The sequence below is a fragment of the Curtobacterium sp. BNK-1 genome (assembly GCF_048685235.1).
GTDB lineage: Bacteria > Pseudomonadota > Gammaproteobacteria > Enterobacterales > Enterobacteriaceae > Pantoea > Pantoea agglomerans.
Window position 1 is genome coordinate 3,595,118 of sequence record NZ_JBLQTJ010000001.1, and the last position, 26,449, is coordinate 3,621,566.

A 26,449-nucleotide genomic window follows, 5' to 3' on the forward strand; every position below is an offset into this window, starting at 1 on the left:
GAATGGTTTTTAATGCATAAAAAACCGGAGAGTGAGATGAGCCGCAGCCAGAATTTGCGCCAGAACGTCATCAACCAGATGCTGGAAAGCATCGCTCAGCACCATATTCGTTCACCGCTGCCGCCCCAGGCGGCACTGGCGGAAATGTTTAATATCAGCCGGACTACGGTGCGCCACACCCTGCACTATCTGCATCAGTGCGGCGTGCTGGATAAGGTGGATCAAACCTGGGTTATCGTGCGCGATCCGCGCGAAGATGACGGTTTTAGCGCGTTAACGCCGCCGATTGAGCAGCAGGCCAGCCACTTTGAGCAGATGTTTTTTAATATGATTAATCAGCGGCAGCTGGTGCCCGGCGATACCTTCAGCGAGCTGCAACTGGCGCAGCAGGTGAAAGTCAGTCCGGTGGTGGTGCGCGAATTCCTGCTGCGCTTTATGCGCTATGACCTGCTGGAGCCGGTCAGACGCGGCCAGTGGCGGATGAAAAAATTCACCCAGGATTACGCCGAGAAGCTGTTTGAACTGCGCGAGATGCTGGAAACCCACGCCCTGAGCCGCTTCCTGAATCTGCCCGCAGGGGACGAGCGCTGGGTTCAGGCGCGGGATCTGCTGGATCGTCACCGATCGATGCGCGATACCATCGCCAGCAACTATCGCCACTTTGCCGCACTGGATCGTCAGATGCATTCGCTGATTTTATCCGCCGCCAACAACCCATTTTTCAATCAGTCGCTGGAGATTATCTCGGTGATCTTTCATTCGCATTATCAGTGGGACGAGAGCGACCTCAAGCAGCGAAATATTGTGGCGCTGGAGGAGCATATGGCGATTCTGACCGCGCTGATTGGCCGTCAGGATGTCGACGCCCTCTGTGCATTACATAACCATCTGGCGACTGCTAAAACCTCGATGGTGCGCTCAATCGGTCAGTACAATTAAAAACCGATTAAAAACCACAAAGCATTAGCTCCCGCACGATTCAGAAACATCTTTGCAACATCCTTAACCCTTTGCTCTTAGTCTCGACTGCAACGTCACGGCGGCCTTTTGCCGCTGCGCGCAGACCCCTTCTCACCATAACGATAAGTACCCAGTTTCGGGAGAGTGCAATGGAAAAGACTTCAGTAACCGGCCGCGACAGCGCAGCTGGCGACACGCCATCAGACCAGGATTTCGTGCCGATGCGCAGCGACGTGGTGCGTTCACCGCGTATCCGCAAGATTCAGATCACGGCGATGCTGCTGTTGCTGTTCGCCGCCATCATCAACTATCTGGATCGCAGCTCGCTGTCGGTCGCGAATATGACCATCCGCGAGGAGATGGGGCTGAGCGCCACCGAAATCGGCTTCCTGCTCTCCGCCTTTTCGCTGGCTTATGGCCTGGCGCAACTGCCATGCGGCGCGCTGCTGGATCGTAAAGGGCCGCGCATTATGCTCGGCATTGGCATGTTTATCTGGTCGCTGTTCCAGGCCGCCTCTGGCCTGGTGCATAACTTTACCCAGTTCATCCTGGTGCGCATCGGCCTCGGCATTGGCGAAGCGCCGATGAACCCGTGCGGCGTGAAGGTAATCAACGACTGGTTCAACATTAAAGATCGCGGCATGCCGATGGGAATGTTCAATGCGGCTTCGATGATTGGACTGTCGGTGGCTCCGCCGATTCTGGCGGCGATGATGCTGGTGATGGGCTGGCGTGGCATGTTTGTCACGATCGGTATCCTCGGCATGTTCCTCGCTATCGGTTGGTATATGATCTACCGCGACCGCGACAACAACACCCTGAGCGCTGAAGAGATCCACTATCTGCAGGCGGGCAGCGTCGCCTCGCGTAAAGAGCCGATCAGCTTCAAAGAGTGGCGCGGCCTGTTTAAGCAGCGCACCATGTGGGGAATGATGATTGGCTTCAGCGGCATCAACTACACCGCCTGGCTCTATATCGCGTGGCTGCCGGGCTATCTGCAGTCGACCTATCATCTCGATCTTAAAAGTACCGGCCTGCTGGCAGCGATTCCGTTCCTGTTCGGTGCGGCGGGCATGCTGCTGAATGGCTATGTGGTCGACTCGCTGGTACGTCGCGGCTTTAACGCGGTGAAAACCCGCAAAGTCTGCATCGTCAGCGGGATGCTGCTGTCCGCCGGCTTTACCGCCGTGGTGACCCGCGCGACCGACACCACCAGCGCCGTAACGCTGATTGGGATGGCGCTGTTCTGTATCCACTTCGCCGGAACGTCGTGCTGGGGATTGATCCACGCCAACGTCACCGCCCGTATGACAGCGTCTGTCGGCAGCATCCAGAACTTCGCCAGCTTTATCTTCGCCTCGTTCGCGCCGGTCATCACTGGCTGGGTGCTCGACACCACCAAATCGTTCAGCATGGCGCTGATGATTTGTGCCTGCGTGACGCTGGTTGGCGCACTCGCCTACCTGCTGCTGGTGCGCCAGCCGATCACCGACGGCGAATAATCACGACTGACGGCGCGACTGCTACGTCAGCGCCGTCAGGGTGACCCCATATTTCGCACCATAACGCTGAATACCCGTCATCACCTTCTCCGCGCTCAGCGCGGGTGGAGGTGGCAACAGCGGCGCCCGTTCACGCAGCGCCGAGTCGAAACGGGCAAACGTCGCGAAATCACGCGGGAAACGTTCTTCATCCACGCCAATCAATACGCCTTCATCACGTGCATGGGAGAGCAGCGCCCGCCAGCGGTCAATCTCCGCCAGCCCGATGCTGTCGGTGCCGTGGGAAAAGAGCATCATGTCGATGTTGCGGAACGGCGGCTGTTTTTCCAGGAAGCGTTGCAGGGCCGCGGCCGAAGGCTCGGTGCAAAAGACCAGCCAGAACGGGATGGCGTGCTGATGCATGCTGCACCACGGGTCCATCAGCAGGAAGCTGTCCACCGTCAGCCGGGTCGGTAAAATTCCCGCCGCCAGATACCAGTCGCGGTAGATCTCTGCCACCACATAGCTCATCGCCTCCGGATCTTCATAACGAATCTCCATCAGCTTCCAGTTCTGCGCCTCCGCCAGTTTTTTCAGCGGCGAAATCAGATAACCATCCAGTCCCCACTCCGCTTCCGGCACGTGGTCAGTAATGGCCGGCGGCGTCCAGCGCTCGCGATCGATGCCATAGCGTGCCAGATATTCCGCTACCCGCGGGCCGCCCTGTAAGTACTCTTTTTCGGTTGCGCCGCCGAGCGCACCAAACTGGAAAAACGAGCGGTCGCTGGTGCGGGTTACCGGCCACTGTCGGGTACAATGATTGATAAACAGCGTTGATCCGGCGGGCAGACTTCCCATCAGGAATTCGTTGAAGGCCAGCGGCAGTTCGCGCAGTTTTAGCCGGAAGTAGCGCATCTGATCGAGCATCAACCGATCCTGATTCGGGTCCTGCATATGGTGCACCGCCAGCCGTGGCCAGGCAGCCAGCAGCGCGGCAGCAATCTCTTTGCCCTGCTCAAAGCTGGTCTGTGCATCATCGGGATCGTTATTCGCGGCCCGCACCGGGCAAAGAAAAGTCTGGGGCAACCAGGGCACACCCATCGCCGCCGCCAGATGCACCAGTGCACCGTTCGATGAACCGATAAAGGCCGCCGGATAATCCTGTTGCGGGTATTCACTCACCATCCATTCGGCGATCCCTTCCACATCCAGTTCACCCGCCTGACGCAGGCTGATGCCTTCTGCCATGCCGCCCAGCGCATAGCCCCACTCACGCAGCCCGGTCGGCAGCCGGTTCAGTGAGGGCAACAGGCGATCCAGCGTCGGTGACTGGCTGGGGCTGGCAAAGGGGCGGTCGTGCAGCGCATTGGCCAGCGCAAGCAGCATGGCGGCAGCAGAGTCAAAGCGGGCAATCCCTCTTGGTGGTTTACTCATGTTGATCCTCCTGCTGGATACGTGCCAGGAACGGGCGGATGGCGTGACAGAAACTCCACGGGTAGACGTAGTGCAAAGTGTGCGTCCCGTCGCGTAATGTCAGTCTTTCGCTGCGCGGCATCAGGGCGGCGAGTTCATCCAGCCAGCGGGCCGGACAGACGGGATCGCGCGAGCCCCGCAGCAGCAACGTGGGTGCGTTAATGTAAGTAAGGCGATGCTCAATGCGGTCGCGCATCATGGCGCGCAGGGTACCGAAGGCGCGACGCAGGCCCGCTTTGGCGTAATCGATTCGGGCCAGTGGCCCCGGTGGACGACGGGATTCCAGGCGGCCATTACGCCAGTCGCGCCAGAGCTGACGCGGCAGACTGCGGGCATGACGATCGACCGTCGGCCCCTGCAGCACCAGTCCCGCCACAGCCTGTGGGTGTTTCACCGCCAGCGCGGCCAGAATCTGGCAGCCAAACGAATTGCCGACCCAGATAGCGCGCTGGAAACCGTTATGCTGTAACCACAGCCACAGCGCATCCGCCAGCTGATCCACCGACATGATCGGCGCAGAAGGGGGCAGTGTGCTGGCGCCAAAACCGGGCAGATCCGGCACCAGCACGTGATAGTCGCGCCCCAGCGCCAGCGCCAGTGGCTCCATCGCCCGGCCCGACATCACCAGACCGTGGATTAACACGACCGGCAGTCCCTGAGCCTCATTGGGCGTAACGCGGGTAAACATGCGCCAGTCACCAATCTGCTGATAATAACCGGCCAGACCGGCGTGATGACTGTTCGGCGACACCGGCGGCGTCTCCTTAAGCTGCCGCCAGCGTTTCATGCCCCATAACGTGGCCGCCACACCCAATCCAACACCTGCCACAATCGCTGCCTGTTTTCGTCGATGCTTCTGGATCATCCGCTGCTCCTGGTTTGGGGAGAATAATTCAGTGTAGGTCGGGATCAGATAGCAGGCGGGTTATCCGCGCGATGGTGTGAAAAAGTATGGGGTTTCGCATAAGAAGACGCTGGCGTTGCGGGTGATAAACTCTGGCGGGAGATCTATCTGGTGTAAGCGGGAAGGCAATGACTGAAACACCCGAGGAGTATCGCTTTACATTCAATGTCCGATATCCAGCGTTAGCAAAAGAAATGGATGACTTGCTGGCAATCAGTAATACGCCTCAGGGGAGCATCGCTGATTTCAAAAAGCGCGTTATGGCTTTTGCCCGATGGCTTAACGTCACATTTCATCACGAGCAGGGTTTATGAAGAGAGGATTAACATCGGGGTAGCCTGATAAACGCGGAGCAGGTCAACGGACCAGAGATGATGCGAATTTCAGGCAATAAAAAACCCGCACTGGGCGGGTTTCTTTTATTATCAGCAGATCTTATCTGCTCAGACTTATGTCTTCATCGCTATTGTAAGCGTCGCTGATAATGAGCGCGGCTTACTGCGCTGTGACGTTGCCAGCTGCAGGGCCTTTGGCGCCATTTTCAATGGTGAAGGAGACTTTCTGACCTTCATCAAGCGTTTTGTAGTTATCACCCTGGATAGCAGAGAAATGTACGAATACATCTTTGCTGCCATCATCGGGAGTGATAAAGCCAAAACCTTTATCTGAATTAAACCATTTTACTAAACCAGTCATTTTGTTAGACATAGATATTTCCTTAATCGATTAGCCACTAAGAGCGGCGAAGATGGCCTGTAGTTAGAGATTTACTTATTGGGCACTTAGGAGGAGGCTCTCGAAGAAGGATATCTGTGGATAACACTTGAACTGAGGACTACTTTACTAAAACTGCTTTCATAAGGTCTGTGTTCCAAACCGATGACGCATTAAGACATAGCGATAATAATTTAGCAATGTATATGTTTATTTATTTTAACCATTTAAACGCTCAGATGTCTGAATGGCTGTTTTATTTTGACTGCTCAGGAAGTGCTTCAGGCTCCGCTGTGTGCGAAGAGGAGCAGGCTAATCCTGTCATAATGACGGTGCCGATTTAACGTTGATGCTTAACAATAAACAGAGCCAGTAAGGTCACATCGCTTAAAAATTTCCGCACGGCCAGTGAAGCGCTGTCATCGCCCTCTTCATCTGTGAGCTTTACCTGCTGCATATCGTACGCCCGGCTTTCGGTATCTTTCATCCTGATACCGGTCAGTATCCGGACGACCTGCCCGCCCTCACCCCGCATCTGAAATGCTGGAGGTTTGCCACCCGCCTCCATTCTGGTGCAGAAGCAGCCTGCCGCGATGAGCGAGAAGCGGGCTAAACCCTACCTGTCCGCCCATTTTGGGCATGCTGACTTTCTCAGTGACCGTGAACGGTCAATCCTACGAGCCGGATAACAACAGGACGGACAACCAGTATGCAAAAGAAAGCCGCTGGCATGGCGACCCGGTAAGCATTCATCACATTTGTCATGTAATGAGGCCCCATTCCGAATTCGGCTAACGTGATGACCAGACTCATCAGGAACGCCATGATGATCGCCATATAAAGCGCAAATATGTAAGGTGTCGTGCGCACCGGCAAGCGGGTTCGTAAGGTTTTTTTTGTTGCAGCATCAGTCATCTGAATATCCTGTTTAACAAAAGTAGATAAGACTGCGGCTAACTTAACAAGCTTATGCGGGGGGTTGTAGAGCGGTTATGCTTTAATCATTATTAAGTAAAAGTGACGAATTAACGGTTGAGGATACGATGGACATTTTAGGGCTGATTAGCACTTTTATCCGCGTGGTGGAAAACGGCAGTATTGCAGCGGCGGCACGCGCTAAAGGTATGAGTCCGGCAGCAGTCAGCCAGAGTCTTTCCCGTCTTGAAGCGCATCTGGGCGTGCGACTGCTATCGCGCACCACCCGCAGCATGACCTTAACGGAAAACGGTAAACGCTATTTCGAGAAAGTCCGTCACATCCCACAGGATATCGAACTCGCCTCGCAGGCTGCTGCGAATGAAACCAAACCGCAGGGCCCACTTTGTATCGCCACAACAGCCGCGTTTGGTCGGTACGTTCTGGCTCCCCTTATGCCCGCTTTCAAAGCGTCTTTCCCCGATATAGATATTGAACTGATCAGTACCGATCGCAACGTCGATCATCGCCTGGAAGGCGTCGATGTCAGTATCCGCATCGAAGCACAGCTGAATGATCAACTGATCGCCAGAAAAATTGCATCGTTACCCTTTATATTCTGTGCGGCTCCCGCTTACCTTGATCGCGCTGGTACGCCTCAGACGCCTGGAGAACTTAGCCAGCACGCCTGCCTGGTTTTCCGCTATCCCACCGACAGACGGTTTCTGCCATGGACGTTTATGGTCAACGGACAGCCTGTTAATGCAAAACTCAACCCCAGTTTTATCAGCGATGATATTGATATCATCGCCAGAATAGCCGTAAACGGCGGCGGCATTGCCCGTCTGGCAAGTTTTGTTGCTCAGCCACTGATAGACAGCGGTCTGCTAAGGCCTTTGGCCTGGTCAGGTCACAGTGGCGAGAGCACCATTGAGTCCCTGCCGATGAATATCTATGCCTGTGTCACCGAACGTTCGGCACTCAATTCGAAAGTACGGACATTTATTGAATTTTTGGCCGATGCGATTTAAGACAGGAGCGTTTTTGCCGGGCGAAAATTGTCCCTTATCCACCCGCAAAAGTAACTCACCGCTGCCGGTCGTGGTGATACGAAAAGCGGCCCTTTTGACGATGTGCAGAAAGGATATAAGCACGCTTTGAGAAGGGGTTTAACGCGGTGAGAGTGGGATTAAAAAGTATCTGGCAGTCAGTAAAAACTGCCAGAATTGAGGAATAAAAATTCGTTATCAGTCGCTAATTCTGATGACGATTTTGCCAAATGCACCACGGGAGAGATGCCGGAAGGCTTCAACCGCCTCATTAAAGCTGTAAACCTGTTCAATGACGGGTTTAATATTATGTTTATTGAGGAACGGATTCATCCGATCAAACGAGGAGCGTGGTGCAACCGCAATACCCCGGATTTTTGTCTGACGGAAAATTAACGGCATCAAATCAAGTTGTGCTGTCTGGCCGGTCAGAAATCCTACCTGAGCAATCGTACCGGCAACTTTTGTCGCAGCAATTGACTGATTGATGCCATTGCCCCCGGCGACATCTATCGTTACGTCAGCGCCTTTACCATCAGTCATTTCAAGCACTTTTCTTTCCCACTCAGGGTATTTTTTATAGTTAATCCCTTCATCTGCTCCCAGTGATTTGATGCGCTCAAGGTTTGCATCGTTACTGGAGGTGGCAATGACACGTGCACCATAGGCATGCGCTATCTGAGCAGCGAAGACCGATACGCCACCGGTTCCCTGTACGAGCACGGTCTGACCGGGCTGCAGATTGCCGATATCCATTAGCGAGTACCATGCCGTAAGTGCAGCGATGGGAAGTGTAGAGGCTTCTTCATCGGTCATGCTGTCAGGCGCTTTAACTGCGCTGTCCTCATGAATGATCATGTACTCAGCCAGCCCGCCGGGTAACGGCATTCCAATACACCATGCTGGCTCATCGGCCGCAGGTTCACCCTCTAACCAGCGTGAATAGAGATGCGAGTTAACGCGATCACCCGTGCTAAAACGGGATACACCCTGTCCCGTGGCAACAACGGTGCCCGTGGCATCCGAGACAGGAATCAGTGGCTTTGGAACCAGATGAGGCTCATAGAAGCCCTCTACTATTGCCTTATCCCTGAAGTTCAGAGACACCGCGCCAACTTTAACCAGAAGTTCACCCGGACCGGGTACAGGCGTTTCCACCTCTTCAAGCTTTAAGTTTTCAAGGCCAAAATCTTTCAGTAACCATGCTTTCATTTTGTCATTTCCCATGTGTATGCATCGAATAGGGTGATGATAAAAAAAGCAGGCGGGCGTAAAAAGCCACGTAAAAGGACTTCAGTGTTACTGCAGGAGAAACAATCGGAATGAGATATAATCCGCAATACACTATTTCGGCAGGAATATTTTTTGCGGAGTTAAATGATGCGCTCGAACATGCTGGAATTGATGGATATTTTTGTTCACGTCGTTGAATTCCGTAGTTTCACCCGGGCCGCTGACGCCTTGCAGCTGCATCGCCCTGCGGTCAGTAAGTCCGTACAACAGCTGGAAGACAAGCTTGGCGTTAAGCTATTGCACCGCACCACGCGCAGTCTGAGTGTGACCGTTGAAGGGGAAGAAATTTATCAGCGGGCTAAAACGCTGCTGAGTGATGCCAGCGATATAATGGCTTCTTACTCTTCAAATCAGCGACCTCGTGGCCAGCTGCGCATTGATGTTCCACTGGCGCTGGCACACAGTATCCTGATCCCACAATTAAGCGAGTTTCAGGCTTTATATCCTGAAATTGAAATAGTCTTAACCGCTTCAGATCGCCTGACCCATTTAATTACAGAAGGTGTGGACTGTGTTATTCGTCTCGGTGAGCTTGCTGATTCGAATTTTATTTCGCGCAGAATGGGCAGCCTGCAGATGGTCACCTGTGCAGCACCCTCTTATCTGGATAAATATGGCACTCCTTTAACGCCTGATGACCTTAAAGATCACAAAGCCATTTATTTTTTTAATGAACACAGTCGGGACATCCAGGAATGGAAATTTGTCATGAATGGCGAAATTGTTTCACGGCATCCGGGAAGCAGCGTACGAGTTAACAATTCTGACGTCCTTCTTTCCTGTGGCGTGGCGGGCCTCGGCATGCTTCACGCATTATATACGGCATTAAAGCCCTGCCTCGAAACAGGCCAGCTGAAGGAAGTATTATCGGGTTATGCGACTGTGACGAAACCGGTTTCTATACTCTACCCTGACCGACGCTATCTTCCGCCTAAGGTCCGGGTCTTTATCGAATGGTTTACTGAAATATTCAGGAAGAATCATCAGGGTTAACCGTGAATCTTTGTTTCGGCACAGGCAATCCCGTGACCCATTAAAAGTGCTTGTTTCCTGTTTAAGGTATGCCGCCATTTTGTCTGGCATCCGGAAATCTCCCGGGCAGATTAGATCACTGCAGCAACGTCTTTTCTGGCTCAAAGTGACGCATAACGGGAAAATCAGAAGGAGAGGAGTAGCAACAAACAGGATGCACCCGAAGTGCAAAACGCGGGTTTAAATCAGCAGAAGCAAAGGCAGAAAAAGCAGAAAAGGTGATAATCACAGGTCGATCCCTGACCGCGATTATCGAGGGTTTCTTGCGGGGTGCTTAGTACATGGCACCCGGCGGTACGTGTTTGAACGTCTCAACGTAAGCGCGGAACACGTGTTTAAAAATACGTTTCATGGAACACCTGATTCAAATTTAGTTGAACATATACCGAAAAAGTATAGCTCCTGCGCGTTTTAACAGCAAATAAATTTGAACCAGATCACAAAAATGACGGTTTTATGTGCAAAAGCCCTACGCGGTGTAGCCGAGATGCTGCAACAGAATGGTGGAGCCGACGGCAATCAGCACTACTCCACCCAACACTTCCGCCCATTTGCCCAGGATCGGACCGATAAAGCGCCCGACTAATACGCCAGTCGTCGCCATCACCGTAGTGGCTGCACCAATGGTCAGCGCGGTAGTAATGATGTTCACCTGCAGGAAAGCCAGACCCACACCAACAGCCAGCGCATCCAGGCTGGTCGCTACCGCGGTGGTCGCCAGTACCATAAAGCCATGGCTTTGCGGGGCTTCACAGGGCTCTGCGACAGCAGTCTGACGGAAGCCTTCCATCATCATACGGCCACCCAGAAACGCCAGCAGGATGAAGGCAACCCAGTGATCCCACGCCATGATGTAACGGCTGGCGGCCAGGCCAAGCGCCCAGCCAATCAGCGGCGTCAGCGCTTCAATTGAGCCGAAAATCAGACCGGTACGCAGCGCTTCTTTAAAACCGGGACGATGCAACGTGGCACCTTTGCCCAGAGCAGCAGCAAACGCGTCCATCGACATGCCCAGCGCAAGAATTAAAGTGGCAATAAAGGTCATGATTTATTCACCTGGGGCGAAAAAGCGGCAATTCACGCTGAATTCACCACACAAAGTGTTCAGTTATGAAAAAGTGGGCGCAGTCTACCATGCAAACCCAAAGATAAAAAGACAGTAAAATCAGGGATTTAAGTATAGCAAAGGCTATAACTCTTATCATCCGCTATGACTCGCGCTAAGTCGATGGTAGCAAAGCATTTTCTGACCATTCGTCTGGCCATGCAGCATGCCGGATGCGCACGAAGCAGCGCGCCACCATTGAACCGTGTCGCCGTTTACCGGAAAATGCCGGGCTGATAAATATGGGATACCGGTTATGAATAACCCTTTTGAAACGTTGATCGTGCCTGGTGGCATTTTACTGCTGGGCTTTCTCTCGGCGCTGCTGCTGCCCGCGCCCGCCTTTAGCGTGACGGTAGCGCAGCATCTGTTGCAGATGTTCCATTTGCAGGACCTGAATCAGCTCTATACGGTGGTGTTTTGCGTCTGGTTTTTGCTGCTGGGCGCACTGGAGTTTTTTGTTATCCGTTTTGTCTGGCGTCGCTGGTTCAGGGGCTGACCGCCTGCGCATCGACCAGCGCCTTAAGCCGTTCGGCACTGCGCGCATAACCTTCACGTGGCAGATGGGCCGCCCCCAGTAACAGGCCCGCACCGCGCTGATCCGCCTGCTGATACCAGATCGACAGCGGCGACGGCGCCATGCCCCACTCCACCGCCTGCTGCGCAATCACCTGATCCGGTGAACCGGCGGGTAAACGGACAATCACCGCCAGCCCGGCGCGTTGCAGGTCAGGAAAGTGAGGATGCAGCGCCGCGATCATCTGCTCCAGCCGCTCATGATAGACGCGCTTCATGCGCCGCAGATGCCGCATAAAGTGGCCATCCCGCAGAAATTCCGCCACCGCGTTGTGCAGCAATCCGGAGGAGGCAGGCGAAAGCAACGCGCAGACCTCACCGAATCGGGCCGTCAGCGCGGGTGGCACCACCATAAAACCGAGACGCAGTTGCGGCGTCAGCGTCTTGCTGAACGTGCCGATGTGCAGCACCCGCCCCTGGCTGTCGAGCGCGGCCAGTGCCGGCGCGGCGCGATTGCCGGGCTGAAGCTCGCCGAGATAGTCATCTTCGATAATCCAGCGCTGCGCGCGGCTGGCCCAGTTAAGCAGGGCATGCCGGCGTGCCAGGCTCATCGTCATACCAAGCGGCGCCTGCTGTCCCGGCGTGACCAGCGCAAAAGCGGCATCCGGCGCGCGGGCAATCCCGGCCTCAACCTGCAACCCTTCGGCATCAACCGGCACGGCAACCGGCGTGACGCGCAGCGCTTCAACCGCGCGACGCGCCACCCAGAATCCGGGATCTTCCAGCCATGCTGTTTTACCCTGAAAATTCATCGCCAGCCCAATCAGTCCCATTGCGCCAGCATAGCCGCTGGTAATAATAATCTGGTCCGCCTGACAGCGCAGGCCGCGTGCCACCGCCAGGTAGGCCACCAGCGCCTGCCGCAACGCTAAGCTGCCGCGGGGATCGGGATAGCTGGCCGGTCTGCTGACCTGCAGGCGCGTCTGACGCTGCAGAATGCGCAGCCAGACTTTGGCCGGGAATGCATCGCTGGCAGGAATGCCCATCTGGAAGGTCAGCGGTGGCGCTTCATACTCCTCTGCACCCTCCAGCAGCTGGCGTTCAGCCTCGGCATTGACCGGTTTTAACGGCGGTAATGGGCTGACGAAGGTACCCGCTGCGCCTCTGGCCTGCAGAAACTGACCATCAACCAGCATGTCATAACTGGCGCGAACGGTGCCACGCGCCACGCCGAGCTGAGCCGCCAGATCGCGGCAGGAAGGCAGACGTGCGCCAGGTTGTAAACGTCCTTCACCAATCGCCTGTTCAATCAACTGGCGCAGTTGTTCACTGAGGCCACGTGACGCGCCGCGCTGCAGTGTCAGCGTGGAAAGCGGCGATGGACCAGTCAGACTCTCATTTTTTGGCACTTTATCTGCTCCATTGAAAGGCTGAAAATCGCCTTATCAACCCTGAATGAGGCAATAAGATGAGCGAACGTATCGATTTTCACAGTGCAGCACCGGCGGGCATGAAAGCACTGGGCGGCGTATACAGTTATCTGGCACAAACCGATCTGCCGCTCACTTTACTGGAACTGCTGTTCCTGCGCATATCGCAGATTAATGGCTGTGCCTACTGCATTGATTTACATACCAAAGCACTGAATAAGTCGGGCATGGGCTGGGATAAGATCGTGCTGACCTCGGTCTGGCAGGAATCCGGTACGCTGTTCAGTGATAAAGAGAAGGCTGCCCTGTACTGGGCTGAATGCCTGACCCTGATTGCTCAGCAGGGTGCGCCAGACGACCGCTATACCGCACTGAAAGCGCACTTCAGTGAAAAAGAGATTGTCGATCTGAACATCGCGATTGGTCTGATGAACACCTACAACCGCATGGCGATAAGTCTGAAAAAGTTGCCCGCCAGCGCCAGTCTGTCATAAGTGAATCCGATGCGTGCGCCGGTGTGCACGCATTTTCGGACTCACAAAAATGTAACATTATTTTTACACAAGCGGCCTTTCAGGCGCTCTGCTCCCGATTCCCGTTATTCCTTACTGCATAATAAATCGCTAAATTTCAGCGGATTAAATAATTCCGCACGGTTCATATCCATTCCGTCGTTGCACCAGCATGGGGCTTTTCAGCAACATGTCATTTCCGTTAACCCACTGACTTCAAACTAAAAAACCCCTAATACGCCGCTGGCCCTGATGATTAATTCTTATGCTGAATCATTTCTGCATTTAAAAAATAAACAAATGTTTAATTCAGATGCGAGAATGTTATATTCAGATGACAAAGCATAACGTGCAGTTAACGCGTTATTACCGCTTTAACCCTATACCTGAGACTTAACCTTTGAGAAATAGCGCAACGCGCTCGTAAGAAGCGTGACTATTTCGCCTGCAAAACTGTTGGGCTTCAGGTCAACAGAAGAGGAGATGTCGCCTCATGTGCAATTCAGCTGTAAACCTTGCGCTCGCGATGAGTGCCATGGCAAAGGACACCACTACTACCGCGCAGGAGCGCAAAGACGTTGACGTGCTGCTGATTGGCGCAGGTGTGATGAGCGCCACCCTCGGCGCGTGGCTGCAGGATTTAGAGCCGGACTGGTCCATCGAAATGGTGGAGCGGCTGGATAGCGTGGCCGAAGAGTCGTCCAACGGCTGGAATAACGCGGGCACCGGTCATGCGGCGCTGGCAGAGCTGAACTATACGCCTCAGCAGGCGGATGGCAGCATCGACATCTCTAAAGCGGTAACGATCAACGAATCGTTCCAGATTTCCCGCCAGTTCTGGGCTTATCAGGTTCAGAAAGGCAACCTGCGCAACCCTAAAAGCTTTATTCATAGCACGCCGCACATGAGCTTTGTCTGGGGTGACGACAATGTCGACTTCCTGCGCAAGCGCTTTAAGGCGCTGCAGAAAAGTACCCTGTTCCGTGGCATGGCCTACTCCGAAGATCCGCAGCAGATTGCCCGCTGGATCCCGCTGGTGATGAATGGCCGTGACCGCAGCCAGAAAGTGGCCGCGACCTGGACGGAGATGGGCACCGATGTGAACTTCGGTGAAATCACCCGTCAGCTGATCGCCTCATTAGAGAAGAGAGCGAATTTCCAGCTGCGTCTGCGCCAGGAAGTGCGTGAGCTGAAGCAGCTCGCCGACGGTCGCTGGCAGGTGACGCTGCAGTGTCTGAACAGCGGCACACGTCGCACACTGACGGCGGGTAGAATATTTATCGGTGCTGGCGGCGCAGCGTTACCGCTGTTGCAGAAGGCTGGCATCCCGGAAGCCAACGGTTACGCTGGTTTCCCGGTGGGCGGTTCATTCCTGGTAACGGAAAATCCGCAGGTCGTCGCGCAGCACATGGCCAAGGTCTATGGCAAAGCCAGCGTCGGTGCGCCGCCGATGTCCGTGCCGCACGTCGACACCCGCGTGCTGGATGGCAAGCAGGTGCTGCTGTTTGGCCCGTTCGCCACCTTCTCGACTAAGTTCCTGAAGCAGGGTTCGCTGATGGATATGTTCACCTCACTGAACAGCAGCAATATGCTGCCGATGGTGAAAGTGGGACTGAAAAGTTTTGATCTGGTGAAATACCTGATGGATCAGGTGCTGCAAAGCGATCGCGACAGGATGGACGCCCTGCGCGCCTATGTGCCGCAGGCGAAGCAGGAGGACTGGCGCTTAGTGACTGCCGGTCAGCGTGTGCAGATCATCAAGAAAGATGAGAAAGAGGGCGCCGTGTTACGTCTGGGCACCGAAGTGGTCGCCTCACAGGATGGCTCGATTTCAGCATTGCTGGGTGCATCGCCTGGCGCCTCTACGGCGGCACCGATCATGCTGGAGCTGCTGCACAAGGTCTGTCCTGAGCAGATGGCTTCGCCGGAATGGCAGAACAAAATCCGTGCGGTGATCCCATCCTGGGGACGTAAGCTGAACGGTGACGTGGCGCTGACAGAGAAAGTGTTAGCCGAAACCAGCCGGATTCTGCAGCTCGACTATTCGCCGGTTACCCCGATGGCAGCAAACGATGAAGGACGGGAAACCGCGTTCGTCGTCGGCAAATAATTCAGCGCCATTGATAAAAAGGCTCCGCACTGCGGGGCCTTTTTTATTGGTCGGTTACCTGGTCGATCCGGGCATTCTCTATTAGGGTTAAGGCATCTTTTAGCTGCACGATCAGGAGGAAACTGCATGTCTTACTCCCCTGCTTCACCGGAATTCACGCTGCTCGACCGCTACTGGCGGGCCGCGAACTACCTCTCCGTCGGACAAATTTACCTGATGGATAACCCGCTGTTGCGTGAGCCACTCAGGCCTGAACACATTAAACCGCGTCTGCTGGGTCACTGGGGCACAACGCCAGGCCTGAATTTTATCTATGCCCACCTCAACCGCGTTATCCGGAAGCAAAACCTGGATATGATCTACATCTGCGGACCAGGACATGGCGGCCCCGGCATGGTGGCGAATACCTGGCTTGAGGGCAGCTACAGCGAGATTTATCCGCACATTACGCAGGATGCGGCGGGAATGCAGCGTCTGTTCAAACAGTTCTCCTTTCCGGGGGGCATTCCCAGTCACGCGGCACCGGAAACGCCTGGCTCGATTAATGAAGGCGGTGAGCTGGGCTATTCGCTCTCCCATGCGTTTGGCGCGGCCTTCGATAATCCCGAACTGGTTGTACCCTGCGTGATTGGCGACGGCGAAGCGGAGACCGGTCCACTGGCCTCCAGCTGGCACGGCATCAAATTCCTGAATCCTGAACGTGACGGCGCGGTCCTGCCGATTCTGCACCTCAATGGCTACAAAATCGCCAACCCGACGCTGCTGGGTCGCAGCAGCGATGAAGATTTGCACCAGTTGTTCAGTGGCTACGGCTATGAGCCGCTGTTCGTCTGCGGGCATGAGCCTGAAAAAATGCATCCGCTGATGGCGGAGGCGCTGGATAGTGCCTTCAGTAAAATCGCCGCTTATCAGCGCGAGGCGCGCCAGGGTAAAGCCACCACCGGGGTGCCGCGCTGGCCAATGATTATCCTGCGCAGCCCCAAAGGCTGGACCGGCCCCAAAACGGTCGACGGCAAGAAAGTGGAAGATTTCTGGCGGGCGCATCAGGTGCCGGTCGCGGCCTGTCGTGAAGATGAAGGTCATCGCCAGATCCTTGAGACGTGGATGCGGAGTTATCAGCCAGACGACCTGTTTGATGAACAGGGTCGCTTAAAGCCGGAACTGCAGGCGCTGGCACCGGAAGGTGATAAACGCATGGGGTCTTCCCCTTATGCCAATGGCGGCCTGTTGCGCCGTGAGCTGGATGCGCCTGAACTCGCGGAGTTTGCCTGCGATGTCAGCGAGCCAGGCGCACAGATGGCGCAGGCCACTGAGCATCTGGGCCGCTATCTCAGCGTGCTGTTCCAGCGCAACCGCGATAATTTCCGCCTGTTTGGCCCGGATGAAACCGCCTCTAACCGCCTGACGCCGGTCTTCGACGTGACCAGCCGTACCTGGCTGGAACGTACTGAGCCTTACGATGAGCAGCTGGCGCGTGATGGCCGGGTGATGGAAATTCTCAGTGAGCATCAGTGTCAGGGCTGGCTTGAGGGCTATCTGCTGACCGGCCGCCACGGGCTGTTTAACTGTTATGAAGCTTTTATCCACATCGTCGATTCGATGTTTAACCAGCACGCCAAGTGGCTGAAAGTGTCGCGTAAACTGGGCTGGCGTAAGCCGATCTCGTCGCTGAACTATCTGCTCTCTTCGCACGTCTGGCGACAGGATCACAATGGCTACAGCCATCAGGATCCTGGCTTTATCGATCACGTTGCCAATAAAAAAGCGGACATTGTGCGCATCTATCTGCCGCCCGATGCCAATACGCTGCTGTGGGTTGGCGATCACTGCCTGCGCACCTGGGACCGCATCAATGTGATTGTGGCGGGCAAGCAGCCTGCGCCGCAGTGGCTGGATATGGCGAGTGCGGTGACCCATTGTGAAGCGGGCATGGGCGAGTGGCGCTGGGCGGGCACCACCTCAGAGCATGAGGAGCCGGATGTGGTGATGGCCTGTGCCGGTGATGTGCCGACCATGGAGACGATGGCGGCGGTGGATCTGCTGCGCGGTATGCTGCCCGAACTGCGTATCCGCGTGGTGAACGTGGTCGATCTGCTGGCGCTGCAGCCGCAGGATCAGCATCCGCATGGCAAATCTGATGCGGAATTCGACGCGCTGTTTACCCAGGATAAACCGGTAATCTTCGCCTTCCACGGTTATCCGACGCTGATACATCGCCTGACCTATTCGCGTACCAACCACCGCAACTTCCATGTGCGCGGCTTCAATGAAGAGGGAACCACCACCACGCCATTTGATATGACGGTGCTGAACGAGCTTGACCGCTATCATCTGGCGCAGGAGGCGATTCTGCGCGTGCCGGGCCTGGCCGATGCGCATCCTGAGCTGCTGGACGATCTGCAGGAGCGCATCGCTGAACATCATCGCTACGTGCGTGAACACGGTGAAGATGTGCCGGAGGTGCAGAACTGGAAATGGCCGTCGGCCACAGCACCAGGTGCACCCGATTAAGCGGCCAGCAAGGCGTCGGTCAGCATCCAGATGGTAGTCGCCACCAGCGACAGCGCCATCAGGCTGTTGAATAACTGACGCTTCCAGGCAACCTGCAGATGGCTGCGCAGGCGATCGCCCAGCGCAGCCCAGATCAGAATGCAGGGCAGGTTCAGCAGCATAAAGCCGATCATCACCGTCAGCACGCCGCTGCTGGCGCTGTACAACAGCGCCACATTGGTCGCCATCAGCCAGGCTTTGGGATTGATCGCCTGGAAACAGGCTCCGCCCAGCAGCGTCATGGGCTGCGGCTTGCTGCGCACTTCAGGTGCTGCCGCACGGAAAATCTTCCACGAGAGCCACAACAGATAGGCACAGCTTGCCAGCGTCAGCGGCAGGCGAATCGCCGCCATCCAGTGCAGTAAGACCTCCAGTGCGACGCCGGCGATCACCGTTTGCAGCGCACAACCTACCAGTATGCCAAACACCATCGGCAGCGTGCGGCGCATGCCGAAATTGACGCCTGAGGTCGCCAGCAGCAGATTGTTCGGGCCTGGCGTAATCGACATGACGGTAACGTAACTGAAGAAAGAGGGATCGAGCATGGTGACTCTCCTGAAAACAGACAGAGTTCTATGCTACGGCGGCAAAAGGGATGGTAACAGTGACACAAAATCACTATTGTTATGGTTACAATTCCCGTTAACAGCAATTGTACCCATCCAATCCGGAGGCTACTGTGTCCCTTGCTCCTACTTCCGATCAGCCGCTCTATCAGCAGCTGGCAGACAGCTTCGCTGAGGCTATCCATCAGGGCACGCTGAAACCCGGCAAACGTCTTCCGGCGATCCGCCGCGTCGCCCAGTCACATCAGGTCAGCGTCAATACGGTACTGAATGCCTGGCAGTTGCTGGAAGATCGCGGGCTGATTGAGGCGCGTCCCCAGTCGGGCTATTACGTGCGCGGCGTGTTGCCCGCCGTGACCCGTCATGGTCAGCATAAAACCCGGGTACGCGACCCCAGCAGCAGCAAGCTCGACCTGATCGATAAGGTATTTGCGGCGCAGAACCATCCCGACTACATCAATATTTCCCTGGCCTGTCCCCAGGATAGCGAGCTGTTTCCTGCGGCGCGTATTGCCCGGATTACCGCCTCACTGCTGCGCCGTCATCCGAACATGATTGGGCGCTATGCGCTTCCGCCCGGTAGTGAGCGCTTACGGGAGGAGATTGCGCGACGGGCGCTGCACGCCGGACAGACGCTCACCGCCGATGAGATCACCCTGACCCACGGCTGCATGGAGGCGCTTCAGCTGGCGCTGCGGGCGGTCACGCAGCCCGGCGACTGCGTCGGACTGGAGTCGCCAACCTACTTTTTCCTCTTCCCGCTGCTGGCTTCACTGGGCCTTAAGGCGCTGGAAATCCCCACCGATCCGCAGCATGGGCTGTCGCTGGATGCGCTGGAGATGCTGCTTCAGGAGCAGCGAATTAAGGCGCTGATTGCGATGCCGAGCGCGCAGAACCCGCTGGGCTGCGGCATGTCGCTGGAGAACAAGAAGCGGCTGGCGAAGTTAGTGAATACTTACCACGTTCCGCTGATAGAAGATGGGCTGTATGACGAGTTACAGTTCGACTGGCCGCTCTCGCCCGCGGTAAAAGCCTTTGATCGCGACGGCTGGGTGATCTACTGCACCAGCTTCACCAAAACCGTGGCGCCCGATTTCCGTATTGGCTGGACCGCCGCTGGCCGTTTTCATGATGCGATTGCCCGACTGAAAGCGGTGTCGTCGATGGCAGAATCCGCCCTGCTCTCTGAAACGCTGGCGGAGTTTCTTGCTTCCGGCGGTTATGACCACCATCTGCGCACGCTGCGCCGTCGCTACGCGGCCAATCTGGATGAGGCGCGGGGACTGATCGCCCGCTACTTCCCGGAGGGCACCCGCGCGACGCTGCCGCGCGGTGGCTTCGTCTTCTGGGTCGAGTTACCGGGCGGCGTAAATACCACCGAGATGTTTGATCGGCTGCTGCAGGAGCAGATTTGCGTCACGCCCGGCGCGCTCTATTCGCTGAGCGAGCGCTACAACCATGCACTGCGCCTCTCCTGCTGCTATCCGTTTGATGCGCGCTACAGCTGGGCGATCAGACGCGCGGGCGAAATCGCCTGTGAACTGGCGGGAGTATCCTGCGGCGAGGCTCAGGGTGTACCGTTGCGGCCCCAGACAGTATAGCCGTGGCGTTCAGTCAGGCGTTCGTAATAGGTGCGTACCGCCGGATAATCAGGGTGTTCGAGCGGCGTTTCAAACCAGCGGTTCACCGCCAGACCAATCGGAATGTCTGCCAGCGTGAAATTACGTCCGGCAACGTAACGACCGGTTTTTTCCAGCTGCTGATTGAGAATGCTCATGGTGTGTGCCCAGCCTTTGCTGGCCGCGGCCAGCAAACGTGGATCCTGATGAGCCGGTGAATTTCGCACCAGCGACATAAATGCGTAGCGCCATGAGGTGTTGAGTTCAGTGGACTGCCAGTCCATCCACTGATCGACAGGCGCACGCGTTTGCGGATGATGAGGATAGAGCCACTCGCCGCCATAGGCGTTCGCCAGATAGCGCAGGATGGCGTTGGATTCCCACATCACAAAGTCATCATCTTTCAGTACCGGCACCATCGCATTGGGATTAAGTGCCATAAATTCGGGCAGGTGCGTTGAGCGGAATCCATCGCCCCACTCTTCGCGCAGGTAATCAAGGTCAAGCTCGTCACACAGCCATAATACTTTGCGCACGTTGATTGAGGAGGCGCGTCCCAGGATCGTTAGCATTCACAGTCTCCGGTAAAATCTTTAACTTATTGATAACGCTGTTAGCTGTTATAAGCAATCATCCGGCAGAGAAAAGGCCGCACTGAACCCAATCGCAAGGAGTCATCATGAAGGTCGCGTTTAAGCAAGTCGATGTGTTTACCTCAGCAGCCTTTAATGGCAATCCGCTGGCGGTGATTATGGATGCTCAGGGGTTGAGCGACAGCCAGCTGGCGGCGATTGCCCGCTGGACTAACCTGTCGGAAACCACCTTTGTGCTGCCGCCACAACATGAAGAGGCGGACTACCGGGTGCGTATTTTTACCGTTGAAGGCGAACTGCCGTTTGCCGGTCACCCGACGCTGGGCACCGCACACGCGCTGCTGGAGGCGGGCTGGCCAACCCGTACGCCGGGTGAAATCGTGCAGGAGTGCGGCGTCGGTAACGTGACGGTGAAGATTAATGAGACGGGCGGACTGGCCTTTGCCGCGCCAGCTGCCACCCTGATGCCATGGCAGGATGCGCTGATGGGTAACGCCTTAAACAGCGATGCATTCGATCTGACGCAAAGCCCGACCGTGGTGGATATGGGTATCCGCTGGCTGCTGGTGCCGATGGTCAGCGCCGAGGCCGTGCTGGCGCTGCAGCCCAATGTCAGCGATTTGCAGCGCCTGATTAAACATGCGGGTGTCTCGGGCGTGATGCCCTTTGGCCGTTTGCCCTCGGGCGAGCATGAACAGTATGAAGTGCGTGGCCTGCTGGTGGAAAATGGCAGCCTGACCGAAGATCCGGTGACCGGGAGCGCCAACGCCTGTCTGGCGCGGTATTTTGCAGCCGCAGGCCATACCACCTCCTATCGCGTGCGTCAGGGTACTGCCCTGCAGCGCGCCGGTCGGGTGAACGTAACCTTTAATGGTGAAACCATCTGGATTGGTGGTAATACCGTAACCGTCATTGATGGCACCATTACGCTGTAAAAGGCGGCGACGTCGCGGGGTGCTTTCCGCGACGCCACCAGCGGTTAAATCCCCTGCCCGCCTGAGGCTTCAATACGCTGAGCGGTGATCCAGCCGGTTTCGTCACTGAGGATCGCGCTGATGGCATCGCCGATATCATCCGGCAGTCCGACCCGGCCCAGCGCCGTGAGCCCGGCAATCTGATGGTTAATCTCGGGGGTATCGCGTACCCGGCCACCGCCAAAGTCGGTCTCTATCGCGCCAGGTGCCAGTATATTGACGCGAATGCGCCGTTCGCCCAGCTCCTTCGCCTGATAGCGCGTCAGTACCTCCATCGCCCCTTTCATTGACGCATAGGTCGAGGAGCCAGGATAGATCAGCCGGGTCAGACCGCTGGAGATATTCAGGATGCGGCCACCGTCGTTGATCAGCGGCAGCAGCTTCTGGGTCAGGAAGTAAGGGCCTTTGAAATGCACATTAACCAGCGCATCAAATTCCGCCTCGGTAGTGTCGGTAAACGGCTTGTAGTGTCCGTGTCCGGCGTTGTTCACTAAATAGTCAAAGCGCTCACGCTGCCACTGCTGTTGCAGTGCCTCTTTCACCTGGCCGACAAAACGATCGAACTGACCGGTTTCGCCGACGTCCAGCGCCAGCGCCACTGCACGCCGTCCCAGCGCCTCGATCTCCTTCACCACCGTCTGTGCCTCATCGGCATGGCTGCGGTAAGTCAGGATAATGTCTGTCCCCCTGGCCGCCAGTTTTAACGCGCCATTGCGGCCTAAACCGCGGTTTGCACCGGTAATTAACGCCACTTTCTGATTCATCTCTCGCACCTGTTGAAAAATTGAACACAGGTTAAGGATATTCGCGAATTATTGATCTATAAACAGTGTTAAATGCGCATCACTGTTTCAATAAAAACAACAATCGGTGAACAACATGGACAAAATTCACGCAATGCAGGTGTTTGTGCGGGTAGCCGAAATGGGCAGTTTTACCCGCGCGGCAGAGAGTTTAGGTGTCCCTAAAGGCAGCGTTTCGCGGCAGATACAGGCGCTGGAGAATCAAATGGCAACACGTTTGCTGCATCGCACCACGCGCCGGGTGCAACTAACCCAGGATGGGTTGGTCTATTACGATCGCTGTCTGGATTTATTGTCGATGATTGACGATATGGACAGCCTGTTCCAGCACGAGCCTGCCTCGCTCAGCGGTAAACTCCGGATTGATATGTCTGTGGCCATGGCCACCAGTTTTATCCTGCCACGGCTGCCGGAATTTTTGCAGCACTACCCCGGCGTAGAGATTGAGCTGAGTAGCAGCGATCGTCAGGTAGATGTGATCCGGGAAGGGTTTGACTGCGTAATCCGCGTCGGTGAGCTCAAAGATTCTGGCCTGATTGCGCGAAAAATTGGTACCCATACCTTGATCAACTGCGCCAGCCCTGGCTACCTTTCGCGTTTCGGCATGCCGATCCGGCTGGAAGAGCTGTCGCAGCATGCGATGGTGCATTACAGCCAGCAACTGGGTCAGGCCTCACCGGGTTTTGAATATTTTGATGGCAGGCAGTGTCACTATGTTCACACCGGCGGTGTGGTCACCGTGAACAGCACCGAAACCTATCGCGCCGCCTGTCTGGCGGGGTTAGGCATTATTCAGGTGCCTGCCGCCGGGATTCAGACATTACTGGAAAGAGGCGAGCTGGTAGAAGTGCTGCATCGCTTTCCCGCCAGACCGATGCCGATCCACCTGCTCTATCCGCACCGGCGCAATGTGGCACGTCGCGTGCGGGTTTTTATGGAGTGGCTGAGTCAGGTGTTACAGGAGTACGTCACCTGAGCGGCTATACTTTGATTTTAATGATAAACAGGACAGTGAAGGTCTATGACAGACAAGCAGGAAAACCCGCAGGATACGCAGCCGCAAAAGCCGCTTATCGATATTAAAACCGGCAACGAGACGGTTGATCATTCGATTGTGCGCGTGTCGCGTTTTGCCGCCTGGTTTCAGGCGATCCCGGCAGTGGCGCATTTTATTCGCGCCCTTGACCGCTTTAACGATCGGCTCGGCAGCCAGTTTGGCGCGGCCATTACCTATTTCTCTTTTTTATCGCTGATCCCCATTCTGATGGTGTCGTTTGCCGCCGTGGGTTTTGTGCTGGCATCGAACCAGGATCTGCTGACCGATATCATCAACAAAATCGTCAGCAGCATCAGCGACCCGACGCTGGCCACCACGCTGAAGAATACGGTAAATACCGCCATTCAGCAGCGTGCCACCGTGGGTATTACCGGTTTACTGCTGGCGCTCTACTCCGGTCTTAACTGGATGGGTAACCTGCGCGAAGCGATTCGTGCCCAGTCGCGCGACGTGTGGGAACGCAAACCGGATGACAAAGAGAAGATCTGGAAGCGTTATATTCGCGATTTCCTGTCGCTGACCGGTCTGATGCTGGCGCTGGTGATTACGCTGTCGCTGACCTCGGTAGCCGGTTCGGCGCAGGCAATGATCGTCAGCGCACTGGGGCTGGATGGCATCGACTGGTTACGGCCCGCCCTGACCATTATTGCCACCTCGATTTCCGTTATGGCTAACTATCTGCTGTTCCTGTGGATTTTCTGGATCCTGCCGCGTCATAAGCCGCGTAAGAAAGCGCTGTTTCGCGGCACTCTGCTGGCGGCAATCGGTTTTGAGGTGATCAAGTTTGTGATGACGCTGACGCTGCCGAAGCTGGCGACCTCGCCTTCCGGTGCGGCCTTTGGTTCCGTGCTTGGCCTGATGGCGTTTTTCTACTTCTTCGCCCGTCTGACGCTGTTCTGTGCGGCGTGGATCGCCACCGCCAAATATAAAGACGACCCACAAATGCCTGAAGCGGGCAGCGCGTCACGACACAAATCATCGTAATCCGTTAACAACAGCGGAAAATATCACCCCTCGGCTATTTTTTAACCAGATAACAGGATGAATAGCTGAGGGGTCACTTTTATTTAGCCCTTTCGTAGAGTATCCCGCCATATATCGTCCGGATTACCCCGGTATCACCCGACATTCGTCGCACCTCAGAAATTATCCTCTTTTTGCCCGCTGAAGCCAGACGCGGCGCGGGTTTTCATCATTGAATGCGCTCTGGCAGATGCGTAAGATTCTTTGTCTGTATTTACAAATAAGAAACAGTTATGCAAGCCTCCCTCACAGACACGCTCGACAAACAGCAGGATCCCACGCCGGTTAACTCACGCAGTAAAGTGGTGATTGCCTCGCTGGTCGGAACGGCCATCGAGTTCTTCGACTTTTATATTTATGCCACTGCTGCGGTGATTGTTTTCCCGCACATTTTCTTCCCGCAGGGTGATGCCACGGTCGCGACGCTACAGTCGCTGGCCACGTTTGCTATCGCCTTTATCGCGCGTCCGATTGGCTCCGCCGTGTTTGGTCACTTTGGCGATCGCGTGGGTCGCAAAGCCACGCTGGTTGCCTCGCTGCTGACCATGGGGATCTCCACCGTGGTGATTGGTCTGCTGCCCGGCTATGAAACCATCGGCGTGATGGCTCCGCTGCTGCTGGCGCTGGCGCGTTTTGGTCAGGGACTGGGACTGGGTGGTGAATGGGGTGGCGCGGCGCTGCTGGCGACGGAAAATGCCCCGGCGAAGAAGCGTGCGCTTTACGGTTCCTTCCCTCAGCTGGGTGCGCCGATTGGCTTTTTCTTCGCTAACGGCACTTTTCTGCTGCTTTCGTGGCTGCTGACCGACGAGCAGTTTATGCAGTGGGGCTGGCGCGTGCCGTTTATTCTCTCTGCCGTGCTGGTGCTGATTGGCCTGTATGTGCGCGTTTCGCTGCATGAGAGTCCGGTGTTTGCCAAAGTACAGAAAGAGAAGAAGCAGGTTCGGGTGCCCATTGCAGCGCTGCTGAGCAAGCATCTGACTGCCACCATTCTCGGCACCTTTATCATGCTGGCGACCTATACGCTGTTCTATATCATGACCGTCTATTCGATGAGCTACGGCACCACGGCAGCACCGGCCGGTCTGGGTATTCCGCGTAATAGTATGTTGTGGATGCTGATGCTGGCGGTGATTGGCTTTGGAGTGATGGTGCCGATTGCCGGTTTGCTGGCTGACCGTTTTGGTCGCCGCAAGACGATGATTACCATTACGCTGATGATTATCGCGTTTTCGTTCCTGTTCCCGGCGATGCTCGGTTCCGGATCGCAGGCGCTGGTGATGGCGTTTCTGTTGCTGGGTCTGAGCATTATGGGCCTGACCTTTGGTCCGATGGGCGCCCTGCTGCCGGAGCTGTTTCCGACGGAAGTGCGTTATACCGGCGCATCGTTCTCTTATAACCTCTCATCGATTCTGGGTGCCTCTGTTGCGCCTTATATCGCGACCTGGCTGAATGCGCATTATGGTTTGCAGGCGGTGGGACTTTATCTGGCATCGATGGCCGTGCTGACGCTGATTGCATTACTCGCCTGTAAAGAGACGCGTAATCAGACGCTGTATGACGTTTAATCCGGCTGGATGAAGGTCAGTGAAAACCCGGCGGCTGCCGGGTTTTTTTATGGAGCAGGCTCACAGAGTACAACCGCTCTGAAGGGCTAAACAATATCAGGCGACAGGCTCAGGGAGCATACGCCTTAAGCGGGTTAGCTTTCTGTTTGAAAAAACCGGACCTCGCTGAAAGGCGTATTGATACTGGCAGCAATAAAGAAGCTTA

Annotated in this window: 27 protein-coding genes; 14 read left to right on the plus strand and 13 right to left on the minus strand. The window is 55.7% G+C overall.

Annotated features, from left to right (window positions below; genetic code table 11):
• The first annotated feature begins 12 nt into the window (after positions 1 to 12).
• Together ACMGGP_RS17030 and ACMGGP_RS17035 are read left to right on the plus strand one after the other, a co-directional pair.
• Entirely contained in the window at positions 13 to 939 is a 927-nt protein-coding gene (locus tag ACMGGP_RS17030) for a GntR family transcriptional regulator (RefSeq protein ID WP_498798660.1), read from the plus strand.
• Positions 940 to 1,109: 170 nt separating this feature from the next.
• Positions 1,110 to 2,462: an MFS transporter gene (locus ACMGGP_RS17035; protein WP_010671480.1), complete on the plus strand. Its 1,353-nt coding sequence runs from the start codon at positions 1,110 to 1,112 to the stop codon at positions 2,460 to 2,462.
• 21 nt (positions 2,463 to 2,483) lie between these two features.
• Here the strand turns inward: ACMGGP_RS17035 and ACMGGP_RS17040 are convergent, their stop codons facing one another.
• Positions 2,484 to 3,875 carry a hypothetical protein gene (locus tag ACMGGP_RS17040; RefSeq protein WP_052270746.1) on the minus strand — a complete coding sequence of 464 codons (1,392 nt, stop codon included), beginning with the start codon at positions 3,873 to 3,875 and terminating at the stop codon, positions 2,484 to 2,486.
• Positions 3,868 to 4,779 carry an alpha/beta fold hydrolase gene (locus tag ACMGGP_RS17045; RefSeq protein WP_033766570.1) on the minus strand — a complete coding sequence of 304 codons (912 nt, stop codon included), beginning with the start codon at positions 4,777 to 4,779 and terminating at the stop codon, positions 3,868 to 3,870. The genes ACMGGP_RS17040 and ACMGGP_RS17045 overlap by 8 nt, the downstream gene beginning before the upstream one ends.
• Before the next feature lie 167 nt (positions 4,780 to 4,946).
• Here ACMGGP_RS17045 and ACMGGP_RS17050 point away from each other — a divergent pair, with 167 nt between their 5' ends.
• Positions 4,947 to 5,132 carry a hypothetical protein gene (locus ACMGGP_RS17050; RefSeq protein WP_174819601.1) on the plus strand — a complete coding sequence of 62 codons (186 nt, stop codon included), beginning with the start codon at positions 4,947 to 4,949 and terminating at the stop codon, positions 5,130 to 5,132.
• Between the two features lie 181 nt (positions 5,133 to 5,313).
• On the opposite strand, the gene cspE is transcribed toward ACMGGP_RS17050, so the two are convergent.
• The 3 genes from cspE to ACMGGP_RS17065 all read right to left on the minus strand — a co-directional run bounded on the left by cspE (position 5,314) and on the right by ACMGGP_RS17065 (position 6,447).
• Entirely contained in the window at positions 5,314 to 5,526 is a 213-nt protein-coding gene (cspE, locus tag ACMGGP_RS17055) for a transcription antiterminator/RNA stability regulator CspE (RefSeq protein WP_010671477.1), read from the minus strand.
• A gap of 346 nt (positions 5,527 to 5,872) precedes the next feature.
• Positions 5,873 to 6,019, minus strand: coding sequence for a hypothetical protein (locus ACMGGP_RS17060; protein ID WP_498798661.1), 147 nt, complete (start codon positions 6,017 to 6,019; stop codon positions 5,873 to 5,875).
• A 164-nt stretch (positions 6,020 to 6,183) separates the two neighbouring features.
• Positions 6,184 to 6,447 (minus strand): DUF2798 domain-containing protein, encoded by a 264-nt coding sequence (locus ACMGGP_RS17065; RefSeq protein WP_010253502.1) that lies wholly within the window; start codon positions 6,445 to 6,447, stop codon positions 6,184 to 6,186.
• A 128-nt stretch (positions 6,448 to 6,575) separates the two neighbouring features.
• Here ACMGGP_RS17065 and ACMGGP_RS17070 point away from each other — a divergent pair, with 128 nt between their 5' ends.
• Complete coding sequence (locus tag ACMGGP_RS17070) at positions 6,576 to 7,478, plus strand: LysR family transcriptional regulator (protein WP_311973569.1); 903 nt, start codon at positions 6,576 to 6,578, stop codon at positions 7,476 to 7,478.
• A gap of 216 nt (positions 7,479 to 7,694) precedes the next feature.
• Here ACMGGP_RS17070 and ACMGGP_RS17075 read toward each other — a convergent pair whose 3' ends face one another.
• Positions 7,695 to 8,708, minus strand: a complete 1,014-nt coding sequence (locus tag ACMGGP_RS17075) for a zinc-dependent alcohol dehydrogenase family protein (RefSeq protein ID WP_022623962.1) — start codon at positions 8,706 to 8,708, stop codon at positions 7,695 to 7,697.
• 165 nt (positions 8,709 to 8,873) lie between these two features.
• Between ACMGGP_RS17075 and ACMGGP_RS17080 the strand changes: the two genes are divergently transcribed.
• Positions 8,874 to 9,782, plus strand: coding sequence for a LysR family transcriptional regulator (locus ACMGGP_RS17080; RefSeq protein WP_022623961.1), 909 nt, complete (start codon positions 8,874 to 8,876; stop codon positions 9,780 to 9,782).
• A gap of 115 nt (positions 9,783 to 9,897) precedes the next feature.
• Here ACMGGP_RS17080 and ACMGGP_RS17085 read toward each other — a convergent pair whose 3' ends face one another.
• From ACMGGP_RS17085 to mntP, 3 genes are all read right to left on the minus strand, one after another.
• Positions 9,898 to 10,050: a hypothetical protein gene (locus ACMGGP_RS17085; protein WP_305820201.1), complete on the minus strand. Its 153-nt coding sequence runs from the start codon at positions 10,048 to 10,050 to the stop codon at positions 9,898 to 9,900.
• 45 nt (positions 10,051 to 10,095) lie between these two features.
• Positions 10,096 to 10,173, minus strand: coding sequence for a stress response protein AzuC (gene azuC, locus ACMGGP_RS17090; protein ID WP_111534772.1), 78 nt, complete (start codon positions 10,171 to 10,173; stop codon positions 10,096 to 10,098).
• Between the two features lie 117 nt (positions 10,174 to 10,290).
• On the minus strand, positions 10,291 to 10,866 hold the full coding sequence (gene mntP / locus ACMGGP_RS17095) for a manganese efflux pump MntP (protein ID WP_010253515.1): 576 nt from the start codon (positions 10,864 to 10,866) through the stop codon (positions 10,291 to 10,293).
• 316 nt (positions 10,867 to 11,182) lie between these two features.
• Here mntP and ACMGGP_RS17100 point away from each other — a divergent pair, with 316 nt between their 5' ends.
• Complete coding sequence (locus ACMGGP_RS17100; RefSeq protein WP_010253517.1) at positions 11,183 to 11,425, plus strand: DUF1158 domain-containing protein; 243 nt, start codon at positions 11,183 to 11,185, stop codon at positions 11,423 to 11,425.
• Here ACMGGP_RS17100 and pdxR read toward each other — a convergent pair.
• On the minus strand, positions 11,415 to 12,851 hold the full coding sequence (gene pdxR, locus ACMGGP_RS17105) for a MocR-like pyridoxine biosynthesis transcription factor PdxR (RefSeq protein ID WP_425031980.1): 1,437 nt from the start codon (positions 12,849 to 12,851) through the stop codon (positions 11,415 to 11,417). The genes ACMGGP_RS17100 and pdxR overlap by 11 nt on opposite strands.
• 59 nt (positions 12,852 to 12,910) lie before the next feature.
• On the opposite strand from pdxR, the gene ACMGGP_RS17110 reads away from it, so the two are divergent.
• The 3 genes from ACMGGP_RS17110 (at position 12,911) to ACMGGP_RS17120 (ending at position 18,005) form a co-directional block, all read left to right on the plus strand.
• A complete protein-coding gene (locus tag ACMGGP_RS17110; protein ID WP_062759584.1) occupies positions 12,911 to 13,366 on the plus strand; it encodes a carboxymuconolactone decarboxylase family protein in 456 nt (151 codons plus the stop codon).
• Positions 13,367 to 13,877: 511 nt separating this feature from the next.
• A complete protein-coding gene (gene mqo, locus ACMGGP_RS17115; RefSeq protein WP_022623958.1) occupies positions 13,878 to 15,494 on the plus strand; it encodes a malate dehydrogenase (quinone) in 1,617 nt (538 codons plus the stop codon).
• 126 nt (positions 15,495 to 15,620) lie between these two features.
• The gene (locus ACMGGP_RS17120) at positions 15,621 to 18,005 is read left to right on the plus strand and encodes a phosphoketolase family protein (RefSeq protein ID WP_498798662.1); all 2,385 of its coding nucleotides are present in this window, start codon (positions 15,621 to 15,623) and stop codon (positions 18,003 to 18,005) included.
• Here ACMGGP_RS17120 and ACMGGP_RS17125 read toward each other — a convergent pair.
• Positions 18,002 to 18,589 carry a LysE family translocator gene (locus ACMGGP_RS17125; RefSeq protein WP_498798663.1) on the minus strand — a complete coding sequence of 196 codons (588 nt, stop codon included), beginning with the start codon at positions 18,587 to 18,589 and terminating at the stop codon, positions 18,002 to 18,004. The genes ACMGGP_RS17120 and ACMGGP_RS17125 overlap by 4 nt on opposite strands.
• A 134-nt stretch (positions 18,590 to 18,723) precedes the next feature.
• Here ACMGGP_RS17125 and ACMGGP_RS17130 point away from each other — a divergent pair, with 134 nt between their 5' ends.
• Complete coding sequence (locus ACMGGP_RS17130; protein WP_022623956.1) at positions 18,724 to 20,211, plus strand: aminotransferase-like domain-containing protein; 1,488 nt, start codon at positions 18,724 to 18,726, stop codon at positions 20,209 to 20,211.
• Here the strand turns inward: ACMGGP_RS17130 and ACMGGP_RS17135 are convergent.
• The gene (locus ACMGGP_RS17135; RefSeq protein WP_498798664.1) at positions 20,178 to 20,801 is read right to left on the minus strand and encodes a glutathione S-transferase family protein; all 624 of its coding nucleotides are present in this window, start codon (positions 20,799 to 20,801) and stop codon (positions 20,178 to 20,180) included. The genes ACMGGP_RS17130 and ACMGGP_RS17135 overlap by 34 nt on opposite strands.
• 107 nt (positions 20,802 to 20,908) lie before the next feature.
• On the opposite strand from ACMGGP_RS17135, the gene ACMGGP_RS17140 reads away from it, so the two are divergent.
• The gene (locus ACMGGP_RS17140; RefSeq protein ID WP_010253539.1) at positions 20,909 to 21,757 is read left to right on the plus strand and encodes a PhzF family phenazine biosynthesis protein; all 849 of its coding nucleotides are present in this window, start codon (positions 20,909 to 20,911) and stop codon (positions 21,755 to 21,757) included.
• A gap of 44 nt (positions 21,758 to 21,801) precedes the next feature.
• Here the strand turns inward: ACMGGP_RS17140 and ACMGGP_RS17145 are convergent, their stop codons facing one another.
• Entirely contained in the window at positions 21,802 to 22,560 is a 759-nt protein-coding gene (locus ACMGGP_RS17145; protein ID WP_010671464.1) for an SDR family NAD(P)-dependent oxidoreductase, read from the minus strand.
• Positions 22,561 to 22,675: 115 nt separating this feature from the next.
• On the opposite strand from ACMGGP_RS17145, the gene ACMGGP_RS17150 reads away from it, so the two are divergent.
• The 3 genes from ACMGGP_RS17150 to ACMGGP_RS17160 all read left to right on the plus strand — a co-directional run bounded on the left by ACMGGP_RS17150 (position 22,676) and on the right by ACMGGP_RS17160 (position 26,244).
• Entirely contained in the window at positions 22,676 to 23,575 is a 900-nt protein-coding gene (locus tag ACMGGP_RS17150; RefSeq protein ID WP_010253546.1) for a LysR family transcriptional regulator, read from the plus strand.
• 45 nt (positions 23,576 to 23,620) lie between these two features.
• Positions 23,621 to 24,640, plus strand: coding sequence for an inner membrane protein YhjD (gene yhjD, locus ACMGGP_RS17155; protein ID WP_010671463.1), 1,020 nt, complete (start codon positions 23,621 to 23,623; stop codon positions 24,638 to 24,640).
• A gap of 272 nt (positions 24,641 to 24,912) precedes the next feature.
• Complete coding sequence (locus ACMGGP_RS17160) at positions 24,913 to 26,244, plus strand: MFS transporter (protein WP_010671462.1); 1,332 nt, start codon at positions 24,913 to 24,915, stop codon at positions 26,242 to 26,244.
• Positions 26,245 to 26,449: the final 205 nt, after the last annotated feature.